Source organism: Pantoea phytobeneficialis (assembly GCF_009728735.1).
Taxonomy (GTDB): domain Bacteria; phylum Pseudomonadota; class Gammaproteobacteria; order Enterobacterales; family Enterobacteriaceae; genus Pantoea; species Pantoea phytobeneficialis.
In genome coordinates, this window is record NZ_CP024636.1 from 1,869,680 (window position 1) to 1,893,679 (window position 24,000).

Genomic DNA, 24,000 nt, shown 5'->3' on the forward strand with positions numbered 1-24,000 from the left:
ATTAAAGGCGGAAAACGAGTACAACCGACGCGTCCTAATCGTATCAACGGCGAAATTCGCGCTACTGAAGTGCGCCTGACTGGCGTTGATGGCGAGCAACTTGGCATTGTCTCTCTGCGCGAAGCTATCGAGAAAGCAGAAGAAGCTGGCGTAGATTTAGTTGAAATCAGCCCGAACGCCGAACCGCCGGTTTGCCGTATTATGGATTACGGCAAGTTCCTCTATGAAAAGAGCAAATCTTCTAAGGAACAGAAGAAGAAGCAGAAAGTTATCCAGGTTAAGGAAATTAAATTCCGTCCTGGTACCGACGAAGGCGACTATCAGGTAAAACTCCGCAGCCTGATTCGTTTTCTGGAAGAGGGCGATAAAGCCAAAATCACGCTGCGTTTCCGTGGTCGTGAGATGGCGCACCAACAGATCGGTATTGAAGTGCTTAACCGCGTGAAAGACGATCTGAGTGAACTGGCAGTGGTCGAATCCTTCCCATCGAAGATCGAAGGCCGCCAGATGATCATGGTGCTCGCACCTAAGAAGAAACAGTAGGCTTTCAAGTAATAAATGCCGCGCAGCGTTCGCGCTGTGCGGATTTTTATTCGCCTGTCTGGTTCATTTTATTAACAATGCGAAGTGGATATTTGTAAAAATGCCAAAGATTAAAACTGTACGTGGCGCGGCTAAGCGCTTCAAGAAGACCGCTTCTGGCGGCTTCAAGCGTAAGCACGCAAACCTGCGTCATATTCTGACCAAAAAATCAACTAAGCGTAAACGTCACCTGCGTCCGAAAGGCATGGTGTCTAAAGGCGATCTGGGCCTGGTAGTAGCCTGCCTGCCGTACGCTTAAGTTTAATTTTTTCACTCCCGATAGATTTCGGGTTGCAGCAAGGCAGTTAACGCCGCTGCGGCACGAAAGATGAAGGGAAAACTCAGAATATAGAAACAGGAGAGTCCCATGGCTCGCGTAAAACGTGGTGTAATTGCTCGCGCACGTCACAAGAAAATCTTAAAACAAGCTAAAGGCTACTACGGTGCACGTTCTCGTGTATACCGCGTTGCCTTCCAGGCTGTTATCAAAGCTGGTCAGTATGCTTACCGTGACCGTCGTCAACGTAAGCGTCAGTTCCGTCAGCTGTGGATCGCGCGTATCAACGCTGCGGCACGTCAGAACGGCATCTCTTACAGCCGTTTCATCAATGGCCTGAAAAAAGCGTCCATTGAAATCGACCGTAAGATCCTAGCAGACATCGCTGTATTCGACAAAGTGACCTTCACGGCACTGGTTGAAAAAGCGAAATCAGCTCTGGCGTAAGTCAGGTAAAAAAGGGAGCTTGCTCCCTTTTTTATTATCCGCAAGCCACGCAAAAGATTGACATTTTACTCGCCGCGCTTTTCAATAGTGCCGTTGAAATCATGACAAGGTAACGCAAGCATGAATGCTGCTATTTTCCGTTTCTTTTTTTACTTTAGCGCCTGACATCCGGGGGCTTTTGCGCATAAGAAAAGAAACGAAAAATCGCGCTGAAAGCCTCCCTCGTGGAGGCTTTTTTGTTTCTGGCGACACTACATTGGATCGAAAGATCCCAACGAGAACAGACCAGCCTGACTGGAAGAAGAGGAAATCATGTCCCAACTCGCAGACCTGGTGGCCCGTGCCACGGCCGCCATCGACGAGGCGTCGGATATCGCCGCTCTGGACGCTGTGCGCGTCGAATTCCTGGGGAAAAAAGGCCATCTGACATTACAGATGACCACCCTGCGCGAACTGCCGGCAGAAGAACGTCCGGCGGCCGGTGCGGTTATTAACGACGCCAAGCAGCAGGTACAGGATCGTCTTAACGCGCGTAAAGAGACGCTGGAGAACGCCGCGTTGAATGCGCGCCTGGCGGCAGAAACCATCGACGTTTCACTGCCGGGTCGCCGTACAGAGAACGGTGGTCTGCATCCGGTCACCCGCACCATCGATCGTATCGAAACCTTTTTCGGTGAATTGGGTTTCGCGGTCGCCACCGGGCCGGAAATTGAAGACGACTACCACAACTTTGACGCGCTGAATATTCCGGGTCATCACCCGGCACGCGCTGACCACGATACCTTCTGGTTCGATGCCACCCGTCTGCTGCGTACACAGACCTCTGGCGTGCAGATCCGTACCATGAAAAACCAGCAGCCGCCGATTCGCATCATCGCGCCGGGCCGTGTGTATCGTAACGATTACGATCAGACTCACACCCCGATGTTCCATCAGATGGAAGGGCTGATTGTGGATAAAGATATCAGCTTCACCAACCTGAAAGGCACGCTGCACGATTTCCTGAATAACTTCTTTGAAGAAAATCTGCAAATCCGCTTCCGTCCGTCTTACTTCCCGTTCACCGAACCGTCCGCTGAAGTGGATGTGATGGGCAAAAACGGCAAGTGGCTGGAAGTGCTGGGTTGCGGCATGGTGCATCCGAACGTGTTGCGTAACGTTGGTATCGACCCGGAAATCTACTCCGGCTTCGCCTTCGGTATGGGTATGGAGCGTCTGACCATGCTGCGCTATGGCGTAACCGATTTGCGCGCCTTCTTCGAAAATGATTTACGTTTCCTCAAACAATTTAAATAAGGGCAGGTTATCCAATGAAATTCAGTGAACTCTGGTTACGCGAATGGGTAAATCCAGCCCTGGACAGCGCTGCGCTGTCTGAACAGATCACCATGGCCGGCCTGGAAGTGGACGGCGTTGATGCGGTTGCCGGTGCATTTAACGGCGTTGTGGTAGGAGAAGTGGTGGAGTGCGGCCAGCATCCTAACGCAGACAAACTGCGTGTCACCAAAATCAATGTCGGTGGCGATCGCCTGCTGGATATCGTTTGTGGCGCACCAAACTGCCGTCAGGGCCTGAAAGTTGCGGTAGCAACCGTGGGCGCGGTACTGCCGGGTGATTTTAAGATTAAAGCCGCGAAGCTGCGTGGTGAGCCGTCTGAAGGCATGCTGTGCTCGTTCTCTGAGCTGGGTATTTCCGACGATCACAGCGGCATTATTGAGCTGCCAACCGATGCGCCTATCGGCACCGATATTCGCGAATACCTGAAGCTGGACGATAACACCATCGAAATCAGCGTGACGCCGAACCGTGCCGACTGTCTTGGCATCATCGGTATCGCCCGCGATGTGGCGGTGCTAAATGGTCTGCCGCTGAATGCGCCTGTTATCGAGCCGGTAAAAGCCACCATCAGCGATACCTTCCCGATTCGGGTTGAGGCTACCGCTGCCTGCCCGCGTTACCTTGGCCGCGTGGTAAAAGGTGTGAACGTCAAAGCGGCAACCCCGCTGTGGATGCGTGAAAAACTGCGTCGCTGCGGTATCCGCTCTATCGATCCGGTGGTCGATATCACCAACTATGTGCTGCTGGAGCTGGGTCAGCCGATGCATGCCTTCGACCTTGATCGTATCGATGGCGGCATTGTCGTGCGTATGGCGAAAGAGGGTGAAAGCCTGACGTTGCTGGACGGCAGCGAAGCGAAACTCAGCAGCGACACGCTGGTGATTGCCGATCACCACAAAGCGCTGGCTATGGGTGGCATCTTCGGTGGTGAACATTCTGGTGTTAATGAAGAGACGCAAAACATTCTGTTCGAATGCGCCTACTTCGATCCACTGGCGATTACCGGTCGTGCACGCCGTCAGGGTCTGCATACCGATGCTTCTCACCGTTATGAGCGTGGTGTCGATCCAGCACTGCAATACAAAGCGATTGAGCGTGCAACCCAACTGCTGCTGGAGATCTGTGGTGGCGAAGCCGGTCCGGTTATTGACCAGACTGATGCGGCGACATTACCGCCGCGTGCCACTATCCGTTTACGTCGCGAAAAGCTGGACCGTCTGATCGGTCATGTAATTGCGGATGAGCAGGTCACCGATATCCTGACGCGCCTGGGTTGTGAAGTCACGGTTAGCGCCGGTGAGTGGACCGCCATCGCACCAAGCTGGCGTTTCGATATGGCTATCGAAGAAGACCTGGTTGAAGAAGTCGCGCGTATTTACGGCTACAACAACATCCCGGATGTCCCGGTGAAGGCCAGCCTGGTCATGACCCAGCATCGCGAAGCAGATTTGTCACTGAAACGTGCCAAAACACTGCTGGTGGATAAAGGCTATCAGGAAGCGATCACCTATAGTTTCGTCGATCCGAAGGTCCAGCAACTGCTGCATCCGGGCGAAGAAGCGCTGATTCTGCCCAGCCCGATTTCCAGCGATATGTCGGCGATGCGTCTGTCTTTATGGACCGGTTTACTGGGTGCGGTAGTGTACAACCAGAACCGTCAGCAGAGTCGTGTACGTCTGTTTGAAAGTGGTTTGCGCTTTGTGCCTGATACTCAGGCCGATCTCGGCATCCGTCAGGATCTTATGCTGGCGGGCGTATTGAGCGGTAATCGCAATGAAGAGCATTGGGATCTGGCGCGCCAGGCGGTTGACTTCTATGATTTAAAAGGCGATTTAGAGTCGCTGCTGGATTTAACCGGCAAACTGGATGCGATTTCTTTCCGTGCAGAAGCGAATCCAGCCCTGCATCCGGGACAAAGCGCAGCAATTTATTTAGGCGATGAACGAATCGGATTTATCGGGGTGGTTCATCCGGAGCTGGAACGTAAGCTGGATCTCAACGGTCGCACCTTAGTGTTTGAACTGCTTTGGAATAAGGTCGCAGACCGCGTCCTGCCTGACGCGCGCGAGATTTCACGCTTCCCGGCGAACCGTCGCGATATCGCTGTGGTAGTGGCTGAAAACGTGCCCGCAGCAGATATCATCGCGGAGTGTAAGAAAGTTGGCGTAAATCAGGTAGTTGGCGTAAACTTGTTTGACGTGTACCGTGGTAAGGGCGTAAACGAAGGCGAAAAGAGCCTTGCGATTAGCCTGATTTTGCAGGATACCAGCCGGACACTCGAAGAAGAGGAGATTGCCGCGACCGTTGCCAAATGCGTTGCGGCATTAAAAGAGCGATTCCAGGCAACCTTGAGGGATTGAACCTATGGCGCTTACAAAAGCTGAAATGTCAGAGTACCTGTTTGAAAAGCTCGGGCTGAGCAAACGCGACGCCAAAGAGTTGGTCGAGCTATTTTTTGAAGAGGTTCGCCGCGCGTTGGAAAACGGAGAACAGGTTAAACTGTCCGGATTTGGTAATTTTGATCTGCGTGACAAAAACCAGCGTCCGGGCAGAAACCCAAAAACCGGGGAAGATATTCCGATCACTGCCCGTCGGGTGGTGACTTTCCGTCCCGGTCAGAAGTTGAAAAGTCGCGTCGAGAACGCGACACCCAAGGATGCTGACTAATTTCAGTAAAACAAAAAGGCCGCTTAGCGGCCTTTTTTATTTTGGTGAGAAAATCACCGTTCTCCATGCTTTTTTCATAATGTAAAGAATTCGTAAGTATGCGGAAAATAGCATGAAAATCGGCATTTGCTGATAGTGACCTCTTCAGCGCTTTTGTTATAACAGCGCCAACATAAAACAAGAGGTTAAGCTGATGAAAAAGACAGCACTTTTATTAAGCATCCTGTTAGGCATGCCGCTGCTCGCCAGTGCAAATGTTTCCGTAAACATCAACACGCCGGGCGTATCGATTCATATCGGTGACCAGGACAAACGCGGCTATTTCTGGGATGGTTACGACTGGCGCTCACCGTCATGGTGGAAGCAGCACCATAACCAGCGTGTGGGGATGAAAGGCCCACACGGTTACTGGAACGGTAATGGCTGGCAGACACAGCATCCGGGTAATAAAGAACCGAAGAAGCGCCCGCCACAGCACGACAACAAGCCGCAGCAGAATCACGACAACCGTGATAACCACAACGGCCAACCCGTTCCTCCGCGTAATTAATGCTTCATCAGCGGCGTCGTTCTGACGCCGCAATTGCCTTTCTTTTTGCTGTAATCTCACTACAATCAAATCTCTGTTTTCTCAGCCAATCTTATTTATGACTCTGCTGGACCAGCTTGCCCATCAGGCAGACCGCCACAGCCAGCGTTGGCTAATCGCCCTGGGCGCGTTACTCATTATTCTGCTGGTAGTAAGCCTGTGCGCGGGTGACAGCTGGATATCACCGCTGCGTTGGTTCTCAGGCGAGGGGGATCTCTTCGTCTGGCAACTGCGTCTGCCACGTACTCTCGCGGTGCTGTTGGTAGGGGCAGCGTTAGCCGTGTGCGGCGTGGTGATGCAGGCGCTGTTCAATAATCCGCTGGCTGAACCAGGCTTGCTAGGCGTATCAAATGGCGCGGGTATCGGTTTGGTGCTGGGTGTGATGCTCGGTAACGGTTCGTTATGGAGCCTGGCACTGGCGGCGATGGCCGGGGCGCTGTTGATTACCTTAATCCTTCTTCATTTCGCCCATCGTCATTTATCTGTCAGTCGTTTGCTGCTGACGGGCGTCGCGCTGGGGATTATTTGCAGCGCCATCATGACGTGGGCGGTTTACTTCAGCACCAGTCTCGATCTGCGCCAGTTAATGTACTGGATGATGGGTGGCTTTAGCGGTATTGACTGGCGTTATGGCTGGATGATGCTGGCGCTGATCCCGGCCATCATCGCGTTGATTGCAACGTCACGCGTTCTCAACCTGCTGGCGTTGGGAGAGACGTCAGCACGCCAGTTGGGCCTGCCGATGTTGCTGTGGCGTAACCTGCTGGTGCTGACGATGGGTTGGCTGGTGGGTGTCAGCGTGGCGCTGGCCGGTGCTATCGGTTTTGTCGGGCTGGTGATACCGCATTTGTTGCGTCTGTGTGGTTTCAGCGATCATCGCTATCTGCTCCCCGCCTCAGCGCTGGCCGGTGCCGTGGTATTGTTGGCGGCGGATATTATCGCCCGACTGGTCCTGACCTCGGCTGAATTACCCATCGGCGTGGTGACCGCCACACTCGGTGCACCACTGTTTATCGTGTTATTAGTGAAATCCTCGCGCTAGCTGCGGCTGGCACTCTTGGCATCAACAACAGGAATCGACAATGAGCATTTATCAAACAGAACTGGTTACGCTTGACGGTGAAAAAACCACCCTGGAACAATGGCAGGGTAAGGTGCTGCTGGTGGTGAATGTGGCCTCGAAATGTGGCCTGACGCCGCAGTACGAGCAACTGGAAGCGCTGCAAAAAGAGTGGCAGGCGAAAGGTTTTAGCGTACTCGGTTTTCCCTGCAATCAGTTTCTGGAGCAGGAGCCAGGCAGCAGCGAAGAGATTAAAACCTTTTGCAGCACGACCTACGGCGTCACTTTCCCAATGTTTGAGAAAACCGATGTCAACGGCCCGGCTCGCCACGCATTGTACAGCGTGCTGGTGGCAGCACAGCCTGAAGCGCTGCGCCCGGAAGGCAGTGGCTTCTATGAGCGTATGGTGAGCAAAGGCCGTGCGCCGAAAGCACCGGGTGATATCCTGTGGAATTTCGAAAAATTCCTGATCAATAAGCAAGGTGAAGTGGTTGCGCGGTTTGCGCCAGACATGACACCGGATGATGCCACCATTATTGCCAGCATCAAACAGGCGTTGGCATAAGCCATGCTGATGCAGTGCCAGGGAGCCAGCGTCAAAGGGCGGTTGGCTCCCGTCGACCTTGAGCTGCAAGCCGGAGAGTTGGTCCATCTGGTGGGGCCTAATGGTGCCGGTAAAAGCACGTTACTGAACGTGCTGGCGGGTTTACTCCCCGCCATCGGCGATATTCGTTTTTCCGGCCAGCCATTGGCGCAAATGAACGGTGCCGCGCTGGCCCGGATGCGCGCCTGGTTGCCACAGCAACAGCCAGCACCCGGACAGATGCCTGTCTGGCACTATCTGCGCATGCATCTGCTGCACGTCAACGCTGAAGCCGACAGGCTGTTAATCCAGGTGCTGGAGATGCTGGGGCTGAAGGATAAGTTGATGCGCAACGTGCTGCAACTTTCCGGCGGTGAATGGCAGCGGGTACGCCTCGCGGCTGTTGCACTGCAAATTCATCCGGCAATTAATGCGCAGGGTAAATTGCTGATCCTCGATGAGCCGATGAGCGCGCTGGACGTTGCGCAGCAAAAGGCGGTAGACACATTACTGGCACAGTTATGTGCAGCTGGTATCGCCATTGTTGCCAGTGGTCATGATCTGAACCACAGTCTGCGCCATGCTGATCGGGTCTGGCTGATGCATCAGTCGAGGTTGGTGGCACAGGGGACGGCCGCCAGCGTGCTCACCGTCGGGCAATTGGCTCCGCTATACAACATTCAGTTTCAGCGTATCGAAACCCCCCAAGGCGCATTATTACTGGTGCCCTGACGGTGCGCGCCTTGCACCGAATCAGGTTTTGCCGCTAAAGTGTTGCTCGGGCAACGGATTTAAGGATTTTTCTGATGCGGCTGATAATGTTGATTCTGGTGCTGCTATTGGCAGGATGTAGCCACCATGCGCCACCGCCCAATGGCCGCTTGGCCGATTCCATCACCGTGATTGCGCAACTTAATGAGCAGCTCAACAACTGGCACGGTACACCTTATCGCTATGGTGGTTTGAGCCGAGGCGGTGTTGATTGCTCCGGTTTTGTCTATCTCACCTTCCGCGATCGGTTCGATCTCCAGTTGCCACGTTCAACCGACGCCCAAAGCGATATCGGTACGCGTATTGATAAAGATGATTTATTGCCCGGCGATTTGGTGTTTTTTAAAACGGGCAGTGGTGAAAATGGCCTGCATGTTGGCATTTATGATACCGATAACACCTTTATTCATGCCTCTACCAGCCAGGGTGTGATTCGCTCATCACTGGATAACGTTTACTGGCGAAAAGTATTTTGGCAGGCACGGCGTATTTAGTACGTATTTGTCTGAGAACACTTTTGGCTAAAAGTGTGTCGCCAAAATCTGTACTTAAATTAAATCCTGCCCCTAAAGTGCTCTGCTTTAAAATGGCACTTTACCTGAAGGGGATTTAATACTATCTATGATGCCTTAATGTAATTAACGGTATGGATAATATTCGATGGTTATTTGGCTTAAGGATTAATTCAGCGTAAAAATGACACCATCAGGCAAAAAAGCACCTCTCTTCTAACGTTTGGTCCTATTGCCTGAGCGTTTTCATTGATATACGATGCGCCAATCGCCACTGCTTCTGGCTGTTAAAATGAAAGTTCATTTATCTGCCGACTATCAGTCGGAAACCTGGTTTTATCCAGCCTATTCTTTAGCGGGCCAGCTAACTGCGGTTGAACTGGTTACGCAATTTGTCCACGACAGTGCTCCTATCACGCTGCCGCAGGATTTGCTATTGCCTCAATTAGATGATGCACAACAACTGCGCCTGTTGCAGAGCCAGCTGGCACTGCTGGAAAAGTACCGCGACTTTTTTGAGTTAAATCAAATTACCGCCCTGGTTCGTATTGATGATTCGATGGCAGTGACGCTGCTGGAGAGTGACTTTCTGTTAAGGAAATTTAAGCAACTGCCGTTTATTGCGTTGGATATCAGCGAAAGCTTTCCTCAATTATGGCAGGGTAAATCACATCCACTATTGAGTACCTTGAAAAGTGAATTTCGTTTATCGCTTTCGCAATTTGGTGCAGGAAAAGCACCGGCAACGGCGGTTTACGATAATCTTTTTAGCGTTCTGAAGATGGATAAGAACTTTATTCAGGCGCTGGCAAAACGTGCATCTTTTATACCTTTTATTCAGACGCTTATCGACAATTTTACCGGCGATGACACGCAGATTATTATTTGTGGTATTGATGATTCAGCAATGCTGGAGAAAGTGACGGCACTCAGCGGCGCACATTTGCAGGGCAGTCTGTTTCCGGTGGTCAAAGCTGAACGGTTGAATGATTTGATTTATCCCGATGTGACTCTTAATTCTCCGTTACAGCAGTAATCCTTTCATCTGTTTTCTCCGCAGTGTCGGCGTTACACTATCCGTTGATTTTCAACCCAATCGCGGTGCCTGTAAGCGATGCACCTCGCGGAGTGACTATGCAGTTTACCAACAGCTGGCAGCAGGAGTTGCCGGGACTCTATACCGCGCTGGACCCAACCCCTTTGCAGGGTGGCCGTTTGCTTTACCATAACGCGCCCCTGGCAACAGAAATGGCGCTGGATCCCGCGTTATTCAACGGGGCTGGGCATGGCGTCTGGTGTGGGCAAGCGCTGTTACCGGGTATGGCACCGCTGGCACAGGTCTACAGTGGCCATCAATTCGGTGTCTGGGCCGGGCAGTTGGGTGATGGGCGTGGCATCCTGCTGGGTGAACAGCAACTGACGGATGGACGTAAGCTGGACTGGCATCTGAAAGGCGCGGGGCTGACGCCCTATTCACGAATGGGTGATGGGCGTGCGGTGATCCGTTCCACAGTGCGTGAATTTCTTGCTTCGGAAGCCTTATATCATCTGGGGATCCCGACCACTCGCGCACTGACTCTGGCGATCGGTGATGAACCTGTGTTACGTGAAACCCCGGAACGTGGCGCGATGCTGATGCGTATCGCTGAAAGTCATCTGCGCTTCGGCCATTTCGAGCATTTCTATTATGGTGGCGAGCAGGACAAGGTTCGTCAGCTGGCGGATTATGCCATTCGTCATCACTGGCCAACGTTACAGGATGAGGCAGATCGCTATATGTTGTGGTTCACGGATATTGTGAAGCGCACCGCCAGTCTGATCGCCCAATGGCAGAGCGTCGGCTTTGCCCACGGTGTGATGAATACCGATAATATGTCGATACTCGGGCTGACCCTCGATTATGGCCCCTACGGTTTTCTTGACGATTATCAGCCTAACTTCATCTGCAATCACAGTGATTATCAGGGGCGCTACGCTTTCGATAATCAACCTGCGGTCGGTTTATGGAATCTCAACCGTCTGGCACATGCCCTGTCCGGATTGATGACCACCGATCAACTGAAGCAGGCACTGAGTCAATATGAACCAGAATTGATGCGCGTCTGGGGTGAGAAAATGCGCGCCAAACTCGGACTACTGACTCCGGATGCCAATGACAACGCGATTCTGACCGGATTGCTGGCACTGATGACGCATGAACACAGCGACTATACCCTGACGTTCCGTCTGCTGAGTGAGACACAACAGCAGCAAACGCGTTCGCCATTGCGCGATGAATTTATCGACCGTGATGCGTTTGACCGTTGGTACGAGGACTATCGTCAGCGTCTGTTGCGCGATGAAGCCAGCGACGAAACGCGGCAACAAGTGATGAAAGCTGCAAACCCGGCATTGGTGTTGCGCAACTATCTGGCCCAGCAGGTGATTGAAGAGGTTGAGCGTGGCGAAACTGGCGCGCTGTCCCGCTTGCATCTGGCTTTACAGCAGCCATTTAATGATGAGGCCGTCAGCGCGGAATTGCGCCAACGGCCCCCTGAGTGGGGTAAAACGCTGGAGGTGAGCTGCTCCAGCTAACGCCGCGAATCAGAAACGGCTGTCGACTGCGGCAGCCAGGCGAGCCAGCACTTCGGCGCTGTCGTCCCAACCCAGGCAAGGATCGGTAATCGATTGCCCGTACACCAATGGTTGGCCGCCGACTACCTTCTGATTACCTTCCTCGAGGAAGCTCTCAATCATCACCCCGGCAACGGCACGGGAACCCGCGCGGATCTGTGTCGCCACATCATCGGCTACATCACGCTGACGCCGGTGTTGTTTCTGACAGTTGGCATGGCTGAAATCAATTACCAGTTGTTCCGGCAGATTAAAATCACGCAGGTTAGCTGCCGCGGCCGCCACATCATCTGCATGGTAGTTGGGCTGACGACCACCACGCAGGATCACATGGCCATGTGGATTGCCGCTGGTCTGATAGATGGTCATCTGACCATTTTTGTCAGGGGACAGAAACATATGGCTGGCACGCGAGGCACGAATCGCATCAACGGCGATCTGCACGTTGCCGTCAGTGCCATTTTTAAAACCTACCGGGCAGGAGAGCGCAGAGGCCATTTCGCGATGGATCTGGCTCTCGGTGGTCCGCGCGCCGATGGCTCCCCAACTGATCAGGTCGGCAATAAACTGACCGATCACCATATCGAGGAATTCGGTTGCTGTTGGCATGCCAGTCGCGTTGATATCAAGCAGTAACTGGCGGGCAATAGCAATGCCGCGATTCACATCAAAGCTGCCGTCCAGGTCTGGATCGGAGATCAAGCCTTTCCAGCCAACCACGGTGCGTGGCTTTTCAAAATAGGCACGCATCACAATTTCCAGCCGGTCCTGGTACTGTTCGCGCAATACGTTCAGGCGCTGAGCATATTCCAGCGCAGCTTTCGGATCGTGGAGCGAGCAGGGGCCAATAATCACCAGCAGGCGACGGTCTTCTCCGGTGAGAATACGGGCAATGCGCTGACGCGCTGCCGTCACAGTTGCGGCAATTTCTGCCGAAATAGGGTGTTGTTGCGCTAACGCGGCGGGCATTATCAGGCTGCCGATGCGCGCGGTACGCAGTTCATCAGTTTTGTTCATCAGGGTTCTCGAAAATCTGTTCTTCGCAACGGTGAAATACCGGGAAGTGATGAGGGTCACAATAAACCATTAGCCTGCGAATTCAACCTGCTAAAGCGAAAGGGATTTCAATAGTTCGGCAGCCCCGCTTTACAAACACGTATTGGTCACCTTCCGGCGTGGCGCGATGGGCAAAAAATCGCGCCGGCAGGTCAATACATCCGTCGTGTCAGGCCCATGATGTCGAGAATTTTGGTGGCGATCTCTTCCACCGAGTAGTTGGTACTGTTGAGATAGCGAATCTGATGGGTGCGGAACAGGGCTTCAACTTCACCCACTTCCAGTCGGCACTGGCGCAGCGAGGCATACCGTGTGTTCTCTGCACGTTCCTGGCGAATGGCGGCCAGTCGCTCGGGGTCGATAGTCAAACCAAACAGTTTATGTTGATGGGCCCGCAGGGCGGGCGGCAGTTTCAGGTTATCCATATCGTCAGCAATAAACGGATAGTTGGCGGCGCGGACGCCAAACTGCATCGCCAGATACAGGCTGGTAGGGGTTTTACCACAGCGCGATACACCCAGCAGGATCACCTGCGCATCCTCAAGACCGCGCAGCGAGATGCCATCATCATGGGCCAGGGTGTAATCAATCGCGGCGATACGCGCATCGTATTTGCCCAGATTGCTGGCGGTCAGCCCGTGAGTACGGTGGGCAACGGGCATGGAGGGCACACCTAACTCACTCTGCAACGGGCCGACCAACGCCTGGACAATATCCTGACAGAACCCTTCGCTCTCAAGGATAATTTCCCGCACATCAGGCGTGACGATTGAAAAAAATACCAGCGGGCGGATACCGCTTTGCTGATAAAGTGCGTTGATCTGGGCTTTAACTGCCTGAGCACGTTGCACATTTTCGACAAATGGCAGGGTTACGCTATTGGTGTTCACCGGGAATTGCGATAACACCGCGTGGCCCAACACTTCAGCGGTAATGGCGGTGCCATCGGAGATATAAAACACGCTACGTTCTGTGCTCATAATGAAAGCCTTCCTCCTGATAACCTTTATGCAACATTATCATTGCCAATATTTCATTTTTTATAATAATAAAATGAAATCTCCATATGGCAAAGAACCCTGGCATCGAGATATTAATCTAACCTTCAATATAGATGAAATAGCGTTTCGGAAATCGTCATTTTTTCGGTTATTTTTCTTCGCGCACAAAATAAAGTCTGATTTTGTTGCGCAACAAAATGCAAGCGCTAACCCTCTGAAATTGAGAAATTTAATGATGCAGCAATCTGTTAGCGTTAATTGCTGATGTTGCGCAACCTGGATAATTGCGGGTACTAATCCGATTTTTCAATTCTTTCGCTGCTTTAACGATTCAACACTTAGTCTTTATATTCTGCTTGTGCCAAGCTGTATTTGCGAATAGCAAAATGTTCCATGTGCCCCCAATCATTTAAAAGGATAATCTCGATGTCCAATAAAGGCGAACAGCCGCTAGTGCTCTGGTACAACCAGCTTGGCATGCATGATGTTGATCGGGTGGGAGGTAAAAATGCCTCTCTGGGTGAAATGATTACCAATTTGTCGTCGCTGGGTGTGGCTGTACCCAATGGTTATGCGACTACATCTTATGCTTTTAATCAGTTTCTCGATCAAAGCGGGCTGAACCAGCGTATCTATGATTTGCTGGACAAGACTGATATTGATGACGTTGATGAGTTGGCGAAAGCGGGCAAGCAAATCCGCCAATGGGTGGTTGATACGCCGTTCCAGCCTGAACTGGAAACAGCTATTCATGATGCCTACCAACAATTATCTGCCGATGATGCCGAAGCCTCGTTTGCCGTGCGTTCTTCGGCGACCGCTGAAGACATGCCCGATGCTTCCTTTGCCGGGCAACAGGAAACGTTCCTGAATGTGCAGGGCATTGATGCGGTAATGGTGGCGGTGAAGCACGTCTATGCGTCGTTATTTAACGATCGCGCCATCTCTTATCGTGTGCATCAGGGCTATGACCATCGCGGCGTCGCGCTGTCGGCAGGGATCCAGCGGATGGTGCGTTCCGATCTCGCCTCGTCTGGCGTGATGTTTACCATTGATACCGAATCCGGCTTTGATCAGGTGGTGTTTATCACCGCCGCCTTTGGTTTAGGTGAAATGGTGGTACAAGGGGCGGTGAACCCGGATGAATTCTACGTGCACAAACCGACGCTGGCGGCGAATCGTCCGGCTATCGTCCGTCGCAACATGGGTTCTAAAAAGGTGCGGATGGTGTACGCCGACTCCCATGAACACGGCAAGCAGGTTCGCATTGAAGATGTGGCTGAAGACGAACGTGATCGCTTCTGTCTGAGCGATGATGAAGTGCAGGCGCTGGCGCGCCAGGCAGTACTCATCGAGCAGCACTACAAACGCCCAATGGATATCGAGTGGGCGAAAGATGGTCACACTGGCAAACTGTTTATTGTCCAGGCGCGCCCGGAAACAGTACGTTCCAGTGGTCAGGTGATGGAACGTTACAATCTGCATGGAAAAGGCAACATTGTCGTGGAAGGCCGTGCGATTGGTCACCGTATTGGTGCCGGTGAAGTGAAGGTGATTCAGGATATCAGCCAGATGAATCGGATCGAAAAGGGGGACGTGTTGGTTACCGACATGACCGACCCTGACTGGGAACCGATCATGAAAAAAGCGTCAGCGATTGTCACTAACCGCGGCGGACGTACCTGCCATGCGGCGATTATCGCTCGTGAATTGGGTATTCCGGCGGTAGTGGGATGCGGCGATGCGACTGAACGTCTGAAAGATGGCCGCAAGGTCACGGTGTCCTGCGCTGAGGGTGACACCGGCTATGTTTATGACGACCTGCTGGATTTTGAAGTCACCAGTTCTCAGGTGGACAGCTTGCCGGACCTACCGCTGAAAATCATGATGAACGTCGGTAACCCGGATCGTGCTTTCGATTTTGCCTGCCTGCCGAATGAAGGTGTGGGCCTGGCGCGTCTGGAATTCATCATTAACCGTATGATCGGCGTGCACCCGAAAGCGTTGCTGGAATTTGACCAGCAGACGCCAGAGCTGCAACAGGAAATTCGTCAGATGATGAAAGGCTTTGACGATCCAGTTGAGTTCTATATTGCGCGACTCACCGAAGGGATCGCCACCCTGGGGGCCGCGTTTGCTCCGAAACGTGTGATCGTACGCCTGTCGGATTTCAAATCGAATGAGTATGCCAACCTTGTAGGTGGTGAACGTTACGAACCGGAAGAAGAGAACCCGATGCTGGGCTTCCGCGGTGCGGGTCGCTATGTGGCTGACAGTTTCCGCGACTGCTTCGCGCTGGAGTGTGCGGCGGTGAAACGTGTGCGCAATGAAATGGGGCTGACTAACGTGGAAATCATGATCCCGTTTGTTCGGACCGTGGCGCAGGCGGAAGCGGTGATTGAGGAACTGGCGAAACAGGGACTCAAACGCGGTGAGAATGGCCTGAAGGTGATCATGATGTGTGAGATCCCGTCGAATGCATTGCTGGCGGAACAGTTCCTGCAACATTTCGATGGATTCTCTATCGGTTCCAATGACATGACGCAACTGGCGCTGGGTCTGGATCGCGATTCCGGCGTGGTTTCCGCGCTGTTTGACGAGCGTAATGATGCGGTGAAAGCGTTGCTGTCGATGGCGATTCAGGCTGCGAAGAAACAGGGCAAGTATGTCGGGATTTGTGGCCAGGGCCCGTCTGATCATCAGGATTTCGCCGCCTGGCTGATGGAAGAGGGAATTGACAGCTTGTCGCTGAACCCGGATACCGTCGTGGAAACCTGGCTGAGTCTGGCAGAGCTGAACAAGGCTAAATAACGGTGTTAACCAGAGTCCCGGAAAGTGTCCGGGACTTATCTTTCCCACATCCATCTTCCCGGATATGTATTTTTCCCATCGTTGTTGTGATAACTCTCCTTATCACCTCCCTGCTTACCGTATTTACGACGCGCCAGTCAGAAGGTCGAAGTCACCCTGGACAAGTAAGGTGTGAGAGGCAATGAGGGGCTCATCGGACATTTAACCCGTGAATGGGCTGCTCTGAGGCAAAAAATCCCCAAAAAAAAGCCCATCACAGGGGATGGGCAAAGACTACACACAGCAATTCTTCACTTTACTCAGGGGAAAAAGGTTGTTTAAAAATCAGTGGTTTGATCTCAAACATAGGAAACATGTTATTCACAGCCGCTTCTGGCGTCTTTAAGAATCCTCTTATTAGTTTAAAGCTGATAATCTTTTAAACGTGTTTTTAGTGGATTTTGGCCGTCAATCAGTACAGAAAATAATCTTTCCGTTATCAAAACTGACTGGAATGGCGTGAAAATGCGGTTTTTCTTAAAAATCGCTTATGGAAATTTTCGTTAACAAAAGGGAATTGTGTGACGGTGGTTAACTGGCGTTAACCACCGTAAGGCAGGGTCAGGCAGTATGGTCGTCGTGCTCGGTGAGTTCTTCTACCACGGTTTCTGGATCGTCATCCGGTGCCGGAGCCTCATGCATCCATACTGATACCAGGCGATAGGATACCGCCAACACCACCGGTCCGATAAACAGGCCAATCATGCCAAAAGCCACCAGACCACCGATCACGCCGGAGAGGATCAAAATCATCGGCAAATCGGCACCCATGCGGATCAGCATCGGGCGCAGTACGTTGTCGAGTGTCCCGACCACGCAACTCCACACCAGCAGCACGGTGCCCCAGGTAGTATCACCACTCCAGTAGAGCCAGATAATCGCCGGAACCAACACAATCAAGGGGCCGAGTTGTACCAGGCAGGAAAGAATCATTACCACGGTAAGCAGGGTGGCATACGGGATACCCGAGATGGCTAAACCGATACCGCCTAATACGCCCTGCACCAGCGCTGTCACCACTACCCCCAGCGCGACGGCGCGGATGGCCTGACCAGCCAGTAACACCGCGGCATCGCCACGGCGTCCACCCATACGGTAAGCAAAATGCCGAATACCCAGCCCGACCTGCTCACCACGCCAGTACAGCAGCACGCTGAATAGCAGCATTAATCCCAGATGCAGCATAAAGCGGCCAAAATGACCCGCCTGGGCGACAAAGAAGCCGGTGGTGCGACCAATATAGGGCTGCAACTTGCTCATAATTGCTGAGCCACCGCCATCAACCAACTTGTGGTAGCTGACAAACAGTTTGTCACCGACCATCGGCACTTCTTTCAGCCAGTCAAGCTGTGGCACCGTCATATGGCCCTGTGTGGCCCAGGCAATAACCGGCGCGCTATTGTCGATCAGGCTATTTACCAGCACGGCGATGGGGATGATAAACAGCAGCAGCAACAGGATGGTCATGGCGATTACCGCCAGCGAGCGGCGTCCCCATAACAGGTGCTGCAACTTAATCATCAGCGGCCAGGTGGCGATTACCACCATACTGGCCCAGGCGAAACCCAGAATAAAAGGTTGAACTACCCAGAGGCAGGCGATGATCATCAGCAGGATGAACATCAGTGAGAACAGCATTTGCGGTAAGTCCAAACCGCCTTGCAGGTTTTTCATAACAGCCTTTTGACCTCAATTGAATCCTTCACAGTGGGGTTTACTGTCCCCAATCAATGATTACCTATTTCAGAAGGATTAAACAGAGAAATGCAGGCCGCTTTTTACGTTTCCTGAAAAAACAGCGAGCGACTGAAAAATGTGATAAAACGAATAATTCATAAGAATCGACTACGCAAACGTTTACAACATCTCGGTCACTCAATAATGATCCCACAGATTTCCCAGGCACCGGGCCTCGTTCAACTGGTGCTGACATTCCTGGCGTCCTTAAAAGAGCAAGGATTTACTGGCGATACCGCCACCAGTTACGCTGATCGTCTCTCACTTTCAACCGATAACAGCATTTATCAATTGCTGCCGGATGCGGCGCTCTTTCCCCGTTCCACCGCGGATGTCGCGCTGATTGCGCGTCTGGCAGGGGAAGAACGTTTTGCCAGCCTGGTGTTTACCCCACGCGGCGGCGGCACGGGCACCAACGGGCAGTCCCTGAATCAGGGGATTGTGGTTGATATGTCGCGCTACATGAACCGCATCCTCGAAATCAACACCGAGCAACGCTGGGTTCGCGTCGAAGCCGGGGTAGTGAAAGATCAGTTAAACGCCTGGCTGAAACCCTACGGTTTCTTTTTCTCCCCTGAGTTATCGACCAGTAACCGCGCCACCCTGGGCGGGATGATCAACACCGATGCTTCCGGGCAAGGGTCGCTGGTGTATGGCAAAACCTCCGACCATGTTCTGGGTCTGCGCGCGGTGCTGCTGGGCGGCGATATTCTTGATACCCGCGCGATGCCGACCGATTTAGCGGAGAAACTGGCGCAAACGCCAACCAAAGAAGGGCGCATTTATCAGCAGGTGATGACGCGTTGTCGTGAACAACGTGCGTTGATTCTGGAAAAATTCCCGAAACTGAACCGTTTTCTCACCGGTTATGATTTACGCCATGTGTTCAGTGACGATCTGCACACCTTTGATCTGACGCGCCTGCTGTGCGGTGCCGAGGGCACTCTGGCGTTTATCAGCGAAGCGCGACTCGATATCACGCCGATCCCGAAAGTGCGCCGGCTGGTAAATATCAAATATGACTCCTTCGACTCTGCACTGCGCAACGCCCCCTTTATGGTCGAAGCAAAAGCGTTATCGGTGGAAACCGTCGACTCAAAAGTATTGAATCTGGCGCGTGAAGATATCGTCTGGCATTCGGTTAAAGAGTTGATTACCGATGTGCCGGATAAAGAGATGCTGGGACTGAACATCGTCGAGTTCGCCGGAGATGACGGTGAACTGATTGAGCAGCAGGTATCGACCTTGTGCGCGCGTCTGGATGAACTGATGACGCAGCAGCAGGGTGGAGTGATCGGTTATCAGCTGTGTAACGACTTAGGCGGCATCGAGCGGATCTATAATATGCGCAAGAAAGCGGTAGGTCTGCTCGGAAATGCCAAAGGGCGCGCCAAGCCAATTCCGTTTGTTGAGGATACCGCTGTGCCGCCGGAGCATCTGGCGGATTATATCGTCGATTTCCGCGCTCTGCTTGATAGCCACGGCCTGAGCTATGGCATGTTTGGTCATGTCGACGCCGGTGTGCTGCACGTCCGTCCGGCGCTGGATATGTGCGATCCGCAGCAAGAGATGCTGATGAAACAGATCTCCGATGAAGTGGTGGCTTTGACCGCACGTTATGGCGGCCTGCTGTGGGGCGAGCATGGCAAAGGTTTCCGCGCGCAATACAGTCCGGCGTTTTTCGGTGAAACCCTGTTTAACGAATTGCGTCGCATCAAAGCGGCGTTTGACCCCGATAACCGCATGAACCCCGGCAAAATCTGTACGCCGCTGGGTAGCAACGAACCGATGATGCAGGTCGATGCGGTGAAGCGCGGTACATATGATCGCCAGATCCCGCTCACAGTGCGCAATGACTGGCGCGGCGCGATGGAGTGCAATGGTAACGGTCTGTGCTTTAACTTTGATACGCGCAGCCCGATGTGCCCGTCGATGAAAATCACCCGTAACCGCATCCACTCCCCCAAAGGCCGTGCCACGCTGACGCGTGAATGGTTGCGCCTGCTGTCCGAGCAGGGGGTGGATCCGGTGCTGCTGGAGAAATCCCTGCCAGAGCAACGCGCCAGCCTGCGTACCTTGATTCAGCGTACCCGTAACTCATGGCATGCGAAGCAAGGCGAGTATGATTTCTCTCATGAAGTAAAAGAAGCGATGGCGGGCTGCCTCGCCTGTAAAGCCTGTTCGACCCAGTGTCCGATTAAAATTGACGTACCGAACTTCCGCTCTCGCTTCCTACAACTGTATCACACGCGTTATCTGCGCCCGATGAGCGATCATCTGGTTGCCACGGTTGAAAGCTACGCGCCGCTGATGGCGAAAGCGCCAAAGGTATTTAACTTTTTCCTGAAACAGCCGTGGATGCGCGAGCTCAGCAAAAGCCATATCGGCATGGTCGATTTGCCGTTGCTCTCCTCACCGAGTCTGAAGCAGCAGCTGAGTGGCCATCCGGCGATGAACCTGACGCTGGAGCAACTGGAAGCGCTCGAGAGCAACGCGCGCAAGGATTGTGTGCTGGTAGTACAGGATCCGTTTACCAGCTATTACGAAGCCCAACTGGTGACTGACTTTGTCAAACTGATTGAGAAACTCGGTTACCGCCCGGTGCTGCTGCCATTTTCACCGAACGGCAAGGCGCAACATGTCAAAGGCTTCCTGCAACGTTTTGCCCGCACGGCGGAAAAAACCGCGGACTTCCTCAATCGTGTGGCGCAGTTAGGCATGCCGATGGTCGGTGTCGATCCGGCTACCGTGTTGTGCTACCGGGATGAGTACAACCAGGTACTGGGCGAGAAGCGCGGTGATTTTAATGTGTTGTTGGTCCATGAATGGTTGCAGACTGCGGTGGCGGAACGTGCCGTGCAAAACACCGGGGGCGAGGCCTGGTATCTGTTTGCCCATTGCACTGAAGTGACCGCGCTACCCTCAACACCCAACCAGTGGCAGGACATCTTTGCCCGCTTTGGTGCGAAGCTGGAAAACATTAATGTCGGCTGCTGTGGTATGGCGGGCACCTATGGACACGAAAGCAAAAATCTGGAGAACTCGCTGGGGATTTACGCGTTGTCCTGGCATCCGCAGATGCAACAACTGCCGCGTCAACGCTGTCTCGCCACCGGTTTCTCGTGCCGTAGTCAGGTGAAACGCGCGGAAGGCAATGGCATGCGTCACCCGCTTCAGGCATTGCTGGAACTATTGTAAACAAATTGTAGAATTCCAGGAGACGTCAGGACGCAGCTGGATTAGAATATCCAGCCTGCGTGACGGACGAAATCACTTTGCAGGCTGGTGGCTTGATCCCACTCGCCGCTCAGCGCCAGTTGATGACACAAGCGAGTCAGCGACAGGCGCGCCAGTTGATAGGCCTGAATACGGAACAAACGGTCGCGATCGGCATTGCCCATCTCCTGCACTAAGCGGTGATGGAGTTTGCCCATGGCGTGTAGATAGCTTTGGTCATCGCCATTCAATTGGCAGATTTCCGCCATATCGAGACAGGTGTCATTAAAACGACGCAGTTGTTCGATTGTACAATCGGTGCGGTTGAGCTTTGCCTGAGCCATATAGAAGTCAACGGTGATATCACGTACCGAAAACTTATATTCATCGATTTTGTGTTGTAACCAGGCTGAGACGGAAAGCGTCATGTCGCCACCTTAATGGGTTAATGATAATCATTATCATATTCAACCACGTCAGGAATGCAATTCCCTAGAGAAATTTTATTGATTTACTTTGCCTGTTACTCAAATCGGCAATAACAATTTCTTCACATTAAGGAAAGGCGTAACCTATCAATCAGCGGAAAATCGTAAAGTGACAAAATGAAATTTTGCGATTTTTTAACAGGTTACAATTGTATCGGCGCGGCAGTTTTCCCCGCCGCAAAGCAGTGTGAAGCGACTATGCTTAACAAAGCAACAGTAAAAAATAGCACGAGATGATTATCCCTGCAAAACAAGAGGTTGAAGTGATATCTGATATCACTACCATAGGGGGGATAGCCTGAAAAGGCCCAGACTTACGAGGTAGCACTATGTCATCAGTAAATGCAGCTTCTTTTTCACCCGATGATTTCGTCTGGAAGGGGCTGACGCTGACCGAATCGGCAGCAAAACAGATTCTTAACCTGGTCGCACAGGATCCTGAAGTCAAGGGTCTGCGGGTAGGAGTGAAACAGTCCGGCTGTGCCGGTTTTGGTTATGTCATGGACCTGGTGAAAGAACCTGCCGCTGACGACCTGCAGTTCCCATACTTCGGCGCAACCCTGTATGTGCCGCTACAGGCCATGCCGTTTGTCGATGGCACCGAAGTCGACTACGTCCGTGAAGGCCTGAACCAGATCTTTAAATTTAACAACCCTAAAGCTCAGCACGCCTGCGGGTGCGGTGAAAGCTTTGGCGTCGAGTAAGTGAAATATGTCACGACACAGCGAAACATCTGACGATGTACAAATGTGGGAAGGCAAGCTCAACTACAAAGAGGGCTTCTTTACCCAACTGCAAACCGAAGAATTTGCTCATGGCCTCAATGAGGACGTGGTACGGGCAATTTCGGCTAAGCGTAACGAGCCAGAGTGGATGCTGGAGTTTCGTCTAAAAGCCTTTCGTGCCTGGCTGGAAATGGAAGAGCCGCACTGGTTGAAAGCGCATTATGAGAAACTCGACTACCAGGATTACAGCTATTACTCCGCGCCCTCCTGTGGCAACTGCGATGACACCTGTGCTTCTGAGCCAGGTGCGACTCAGGCTTCCGGCAGCGCCCCTGCCAGTGAGTATCTGACGCAGGAAGTGGAAAATGCCTTTAACCAGTTGGGTGTACCGGTACGTGAAGGTAAAGAAGTGGCGGTTGATGCGATTTTCGACTCCGTTTCGGTTGCTACCACCTATCGTGGCAAACTGGCGGAACAGGGCATCATTTTCTGCTCCTTCGGTGAAGCGATTCAGGAACACCCTGAGCTGGTGAAAAAGTATCTTGGTACCGTGGTTCCGGCCAACGATAACTTCTTTGCAGCGCTGAACTCTGCGGTAGCGTCGGACGGCACTTTCGTCTACATCCCTAAAGGCGTGCGCTGTCCGATGGAGCTGTCGACCTATTTCCGCATCAACGCGGCAAAAACCGGGCAGTTTGAACGTACCATTCTGGTGGCGGATGAAGACAGCTACGTGAGCTACATCGAAGGCTGTTCTGCACCCGTGCGTGATACCTATCAGCTGCATGCGGCGGTGGTGGAAGTGATTATCCACAAGAACGCCGAAGTAAAATATTCCACAGTGCAGAACTGGTTCCCGGGCGGAGAAGGTGAGGGCGGTATCCTCAACTTCGTCACCAAACGCGCCCTGTGTGAAGGCGACCACAGCAAAATGTCGTGGACGCAGTCAGAAACCGGTTCAGCCATCACCTGGAAATACCCGAGCTGCATTCTGCGCGGTGATTACTCCATCGGTGAGTTTTACTCCGTGGCGCTGACCAGTGGTCATCAGCAGGCCGATACCGGCACCAAGATGATCCACATCGGTAAGAACACCAAATCGACCATTATTTCGAAAGGCATCTCGGCCGGTAAGAGCCAGAATACCTATCGCGGTCTGGTGAAAATCATGCCGACCGCCACTAACGCGCGTAACTTTACCCAGTGTGATTCGATGCTGATTGGCCCGGATTGCGGTGCGCATACCTTCCCGTATGTGGAAGCGCGTAACAATACCGCGCAGCTGGAGCATGAAGCCACGACATCGCGTATCGGTGAAGATCAGATGTTCTACTGTCTGCAACGTGGCATCAGTGAAGAAGATGCGATCTCGATGATCGTTAACGGCTTCTGTAAAGATGTTTTCTCCGAGCTGCCACTGGAATTCGCCGTGGAAGCGCAAAAATTGTTAGCAATCAGCCTTGAGCACAGCGTGGGCTGATGGCCCGT

Annotated in this window: 22 protein-coding genes, 1 other RNA gene and 1 other annotated feature; of the genes, 18 read left to right on the forward strand and 5 right to left on the reverse strand. The window is 52.7% G+C overall.

All coding sequences use genetic code 11. The annotated features are described in order from the left end of the window. The 14 genes from infC (at window position 1) to CTZ24_RS08775 (ending at window position 11,400) form a co-directional block, all read left to right on the forward strand. Window positions 1-543 (forward strand): translation initiation factor IF-3, encoded by a 543-nt coding sequence (gene infC, locus CTZ24_RS08710; RefSeq protein ID WP_208725526.1) that lies wholly within the window; start codon window positions 1-3, stop codon window positions 541-543. Window positions 544-643: 100 nt separating this feature from the next. Next, window positions 644-841: a 50S ribosomal protein L35 gene (gene rpmI / locus CTZ24_RS08715; RefSeq protein ID WP_006118955.1), complete on the forward strand. Its 198-nt coding sequence runs from the start codon at window positions 644-646 to the stop codon at window positions 839-841. Between the two features lie 108 nt (window positions 842-949). Continuing rightward, window positions 950-1,306 (forward strand): 50S ribosomal protein L20, encoded by a 357-nt coding sequence (gene rplT / locus CTZ24_RS08720; protein WP_007892678.1) that lies wholly within the window; start codon window positions 950-952, stop codon window positions 1,304-1,306. A 115-nt stretch (window positions 1,307-1,421) separates the two neighbouring features. Next, window positions 1,422-1,547: a sequence feature (Phe leader region), on the forward strand. Further along, entirely contained in the window at window positions 1,427-1,471 is a 45-nt protein-coding gene (gene pheM / locus CTZ24_RS08725; RefSeq protein WP_106120997.1) for a pheST operon leader peptide PheM, read from the forward strand. (Overlaps the previous feature by 45 nt.) 71 nt (window positions 1,548-1,618) lie before the next feature. Beyond that, window positions 1,619-2,602, forward strand: a complete 984-nt coding sequence (gene pheS, locus CTZ24_RS08730; protein WP_021185274.1) for a phenylalanine--tRNA ligase subunit alpha — start codon at window positions 1,619-1,621, stop codon at window positions 2,600-2,602. Between the two features lie 14 nt (window positions 2,603-2,616). Next, on the forward strand, window positions 2,617-5,004 hold the full coding sequence (pheT, locus tag CTZ24_RS08735) for a phenylalanine--tRNA ligase subunit beta (RefSeq protein ID WP_208725322.1): 2,388 nt from the start codon (window positions 2,617-2,619) through the stop codon (window positions 5,002-5,004). Between the two features lie 4 nt (window positions 5,005-5,008). After that, entirely contained in the window at window positions 5,009-5,311 is a 303-nt protein-coding gene (ihfA, locus tag CTZ24_RS08740) for an integration host factor subunit alpha (RefSeq protein ID WP_007892687.1), read from the forward strand. A 193-nt stretch (window positions 5,312-5,504) separates the two neighbouring features. Beyond that, window positions 5,505-5,861: a DUF2502 domain-containing protein gene (locus CTZ24_RS08745; protein WP_021185272.1), complete on the forward strand. Its 357-nt coding sequence runs from the start codon at window positions 5,505-5,507 to the stop codon at window positions 5,859-5,861. A gap of 97 nt (window positions 5,862-5,958) precedes the next feature. Beyond that, window positions 5,959-6,942, forward strand: a complete 984-nt coding sequence (gene btuC, locus CTZ24_RS08750) for a vitamin B12 ABC transporter permease BtuC (protein WP_208725323.1) — start codon at window positions 5,959-5,961, stop codon at window positions 6,940-6,942. 40 nt (window positions 6,943-6,982) lie between these two features. Beyond that, complete coding sequence (locus tag CTZ24_RS08755; protein ID WP_208725324.1) at window positions 6,983-7,525, forward strand: glutathione peroxidase; 543 nt, start codon at window positions 6,983-6,985, stop codon at window positions 7,523-7,525. A 3-nt stretch (window positions 7,526-7,528) separates the two neighbouring features. After that, on the forward strand, window positions 7,529-8,275 hold the full coding sequence (gene btuD, locus CTZ24_RS08760) for a vitamin B12 ABC transporter ATP-binding protein BtuD (protein WP_208725325.1): 747 nt from the start codon (window positions 7,529-7,531) through the stop codon (window positions 8,273-8,275). A gap of 74 nt (window positions 8,276-8,349) precedes the next feature. After that, window positions 8,350-8,808, forward strand: coding sequence for a C40 family peptidase (locus CTZ24_RS08765; protein ID WP_208725326.1), 459 nt, complete (start codon window positions 8,350-8,352; stop codon window positions 8,806-8,808). Between the two features lie 310 nt (window positions 8,809-9,118). Then, window positions 9,119-9,862: an EAL domain-containing protein gene (locus CTZ24_RS08770; protein ID WP_208725527.1), complete on the forward strand. Its 744-nt coding sequence runs from the start codon at window positions 9,119-9,121 to the stop codon at window positions 9,860-9,862. A gap of 98 nt (window positions 9,863-9,960) precedes the next feature. Next, window positions 9,961-11,400: a protein adenylyltransferase SelO gene (locus CTZ24_RS08775; RefSeq protein ID WP_208725327.1), complete on the forward strand. Its 1,440-nt coding sequence runs from the start codon at window positions 9,961-9,963 to the stop codon at window positions 11,398-11,400. Window positions 11,401-11,409: 9 nt separating this feature from the next. On the opposite strand, the gene CTZ24_RS08780 is transcribed toward CTZ24_RS08775, so the two are convergent. Beyond that, window positions 11,410-12,456, reverse strand: coding sequence for a 3-deoxy-7-phosphoheptulonate synthase (locus tag CTZ24_RS08780; RefSeq protein WP_208725328.1), 1,047 nt, complete (start codon window positions 12,454-12,456; stop codon window positions 11,410-11,412). A gap of 191 nt (window positions 12,457-12,647) precedes the next feature. Next, the gene (ppsR, locus tag CTZ24_RS08785) at window positions 12,648-13,475 is read right to left on the reverse strand and encodes a posphoenolpyruvate synthetase regulatory kinase/phosphorylase PpsR (protein ID WP_021185264.1); all 828 of its coding nucleotides are present in this window, start codon (window positions 13,473-13,475) and stop codon (window positions 12,648-12,650) included. 447 nt (window positions 13,476-13,922) lie between these two features. Here ppsR and ppsA point away from each other — a divergent pair, with 447 nt between their 5' ends. Continuing rightward, complete coding sequence (gene ppsA / locus CTZ24_RS08790; RefSeq protein ID WP_208725329.1) at window positions 13,923-16,307, forward strand: phosphoenolpyruvate synthase; 2,385 nt, start codon at window positions 13,923-13,925, stop codon at window positions 16,305-16,307. A gap of 238 nt (window positions 16,308-16,545) precedes the next feature. On the opposite strand, the gene rprA is transcribed toward ppsA, so the two are convergent. Next, window positions 16,546-16,653, reverse strand: an RNA gene (rprA, locus tag CTZ24_RS08795) — antisense sRNA RprA. A 254-nt stretch (window positions 16,654-16,907) separates the two neighbouring features. Beyond that, window positions 16,908-18,020: an AI-2E family transporter YdiK gene (ydiK, locus tag CTZ24_RS08800; protein WP_021185261.1), complete on the reverse strand. Its 1,113-nt coding sequence runs from the start codon at window positions 18,018-18,020 to the stop codon at window positions 16,908-16,910. 207 nt (window positions 18,021-18,227) lie between these two features. On the opposite strand from ydiK, the gene ydiJ reads away from it, so the two are divergent. After that, window positions 18,228-21,281: a D-2-hydroxyglutarate dehydrogenase YdiJ gene (gene ydiJ, locus CTZ24_RS08805; protein WP_208725330.1), complete on the forward strand. Its 3,054-nt coding sequence runs from the start codon at window positions 18,228-18,230 to the stop codon at window positions 21,279-21,281. Between the two features lie 41 nt (window positions 21,282-21,322). Here the strand turns inward: ydiJ and CTZ24_RS08810 are convergent, their stop codons facing one another. Further along, on the reverse strand, window positions 21,323-21,727 hold the full coding sequence (locus CTZ24_RS08810; protein ID WP_013508839.1) for a hypothetical protein: 405 nt from the start codon (window positions 21,725-21,727) through the stop codon (window positions 21,323-21,325). A gap of 389 nt (window positions 21,728-22,116) precedes the next feature. Between CTZ24_RS08810 and sufA the strand changes: the two genes are divergently transcribed. Both sufA and sufB read left to right on the forward strand, forming a co-directional pair. After that, entirely contained in the window at window positions 22,117-22,491 is a 375-nt protein-coding gene (sufA, locus tag CTZ24_RS08815) for a Fe-S cluster assembly scaffold SufA (protein ID WP_021185259.1), read from the forward strand. Window positions 22,492-22,498: 7 nt separating this feature from the next. Beyond that, on the forward strand, window positions 22,499-23,992 hold the full coding sequence (gene sufB / locus CTZ24_RS08820; protein WP_013508841.1) for a Fe-S cluster assembly protein SufB: 1,494 nt from the start codon (window positions 22,499-22,501) through the stop codon (window positions 23,990-23,992). Window positions 23,993-24,000: the final 8 nt, after the last annotated feature.

Bases quoted from the DNA above. Each gene is read 5' to 3' on its own strand.
- pheT (WP_208725322.1), top strand. From the start codon at position 2,617: ATGAAATTCAGTGAACTCTGGTTACGCGAATGGGTAAATCCAGCCCTG.
- CTZ24_RS08755 (WP_208725324.1), top strand. From the start codon at position 6,983: ATGAGCATTTATCAAACAGAACTGGTTACGCTTGACGGTGAAAAAACC.
- btuC (WP_208725323.1), top strand. From the start codon at position 5,959: ATGACTCTGCTGGACCAGCTTGCCCATCAGGCAGACCGCCACAGCCAG.
- sufA (WP_021185259.1), top strand. From the start codon at position 22,117: ATGTCATCAGTAAATGCAGCTTCTTTTTCACCCGATGATTTCGTCTGG.
- CTZ24_RS08810 (WP_013508839.1), bottom strand. From the start codon at position 21,727: ATGACGCTTTCCGTCTCAGCCTGGTTACAACACAAAATCGATGAATAT.
- ppsR (WP_021185264.1), bottom strand. From the start codon at position 13,475: ATGAGCACAGAACGTAGCGTGTTTTATATCTCCGATGGCACCGCCATT.
- ydiJ (WP_208725330.1), top strand. From the start codon at position 18,228: ATGATCCCACAGATTTCCCAGGCACCGGGCCTCGTTCAACTGGTGCTG.
- rpmI (WP_006118955.1), top strand. From the start codon at position 644: ATGCCAAAGATTAAAACTGTACGTGGCGCGGCTAAGCGCTTCAAGAAG.
- CTZ24_RS08770 (WP_208725527.1), top strand. From the start codon at position 9,119: ATGAAAGTTCATTTATCTGCCGACTATCAGTCGGAAACCTGGTTTTAT.
- btuD (WP_208725325.1), top strand. From the start codon at position 7,529: ATGCTGATGCAGTGCCAGGGAGCCAGCGTCAAAGGGCGGTTGGCTCCC.
- CTZ24_RS08745 (WP_021185272.1), top strand. From the start codon at position 5,505: ATGAAAAAGACAGCACTTTTATTAAGCATCCTGTTAGGCATGCCGCTG.
- pheS (WP_021185274.1), top strand. From the start codon at position 1,619: ATGTCCCAACTCGCAGACCTGGTGGCCCGTGCCACGGCCGCCATCGAC.
- rplT (WP_007892678.1), top strand. From the start codon at position 950: ATGGCTCGCGTAAAACGTGGTGTAATTGCTCGCGCACGTCACAAGAAA.
- ihfA (WP_007892687.1), top strand. From the start codon at position 5,009: ATGGCGCTTACAAAAGCTGAAATGTCAGAGTACCTGTTTGAAAAGCTC.
- CTZ24_RS08780 (WP_208725328.1), bottom strand. From the start codon at position 12,456: ATGAACAAAACTGATGAACTGCGTACCGCGCGCATCGGCAGCCTGATA.
- CTZ24_RS08775 (WP_208725327.1), top strand. From the start codon at position 9,961: ATGCAGTTTACCAACAGCTGGCAGCAGGAGTTGCCGGGACTCTATACC.
- ppsA (WP_208725329.1), top strand. From the start codon at position 13,923: ATGTCCAATAAAGGCGAACAGCCGCTAGTGCTCTGGTACAACCAGCTT.
- sufB (WP_013508841.1), top strand. From the start codon at position 22,499: ATGTCACGACACAGCGAAACATCTGACGATGTACAAATGTGGGAAGGC.
- ydiK (WP_021185261.1), bottom strand. From the start codon at position 18,020: ATGAAAAACCTGCAAGGCGGTTTGGACTTACCGCAAATGCTGTTCTCA.
- CTZ24_RS08765 (WP_208725326.1), top strand. From the start codon at position 8,350: ATGCGGCTGATAATGTTGATTCTGGTGCTGCTATTGGCAGGATGTAGC.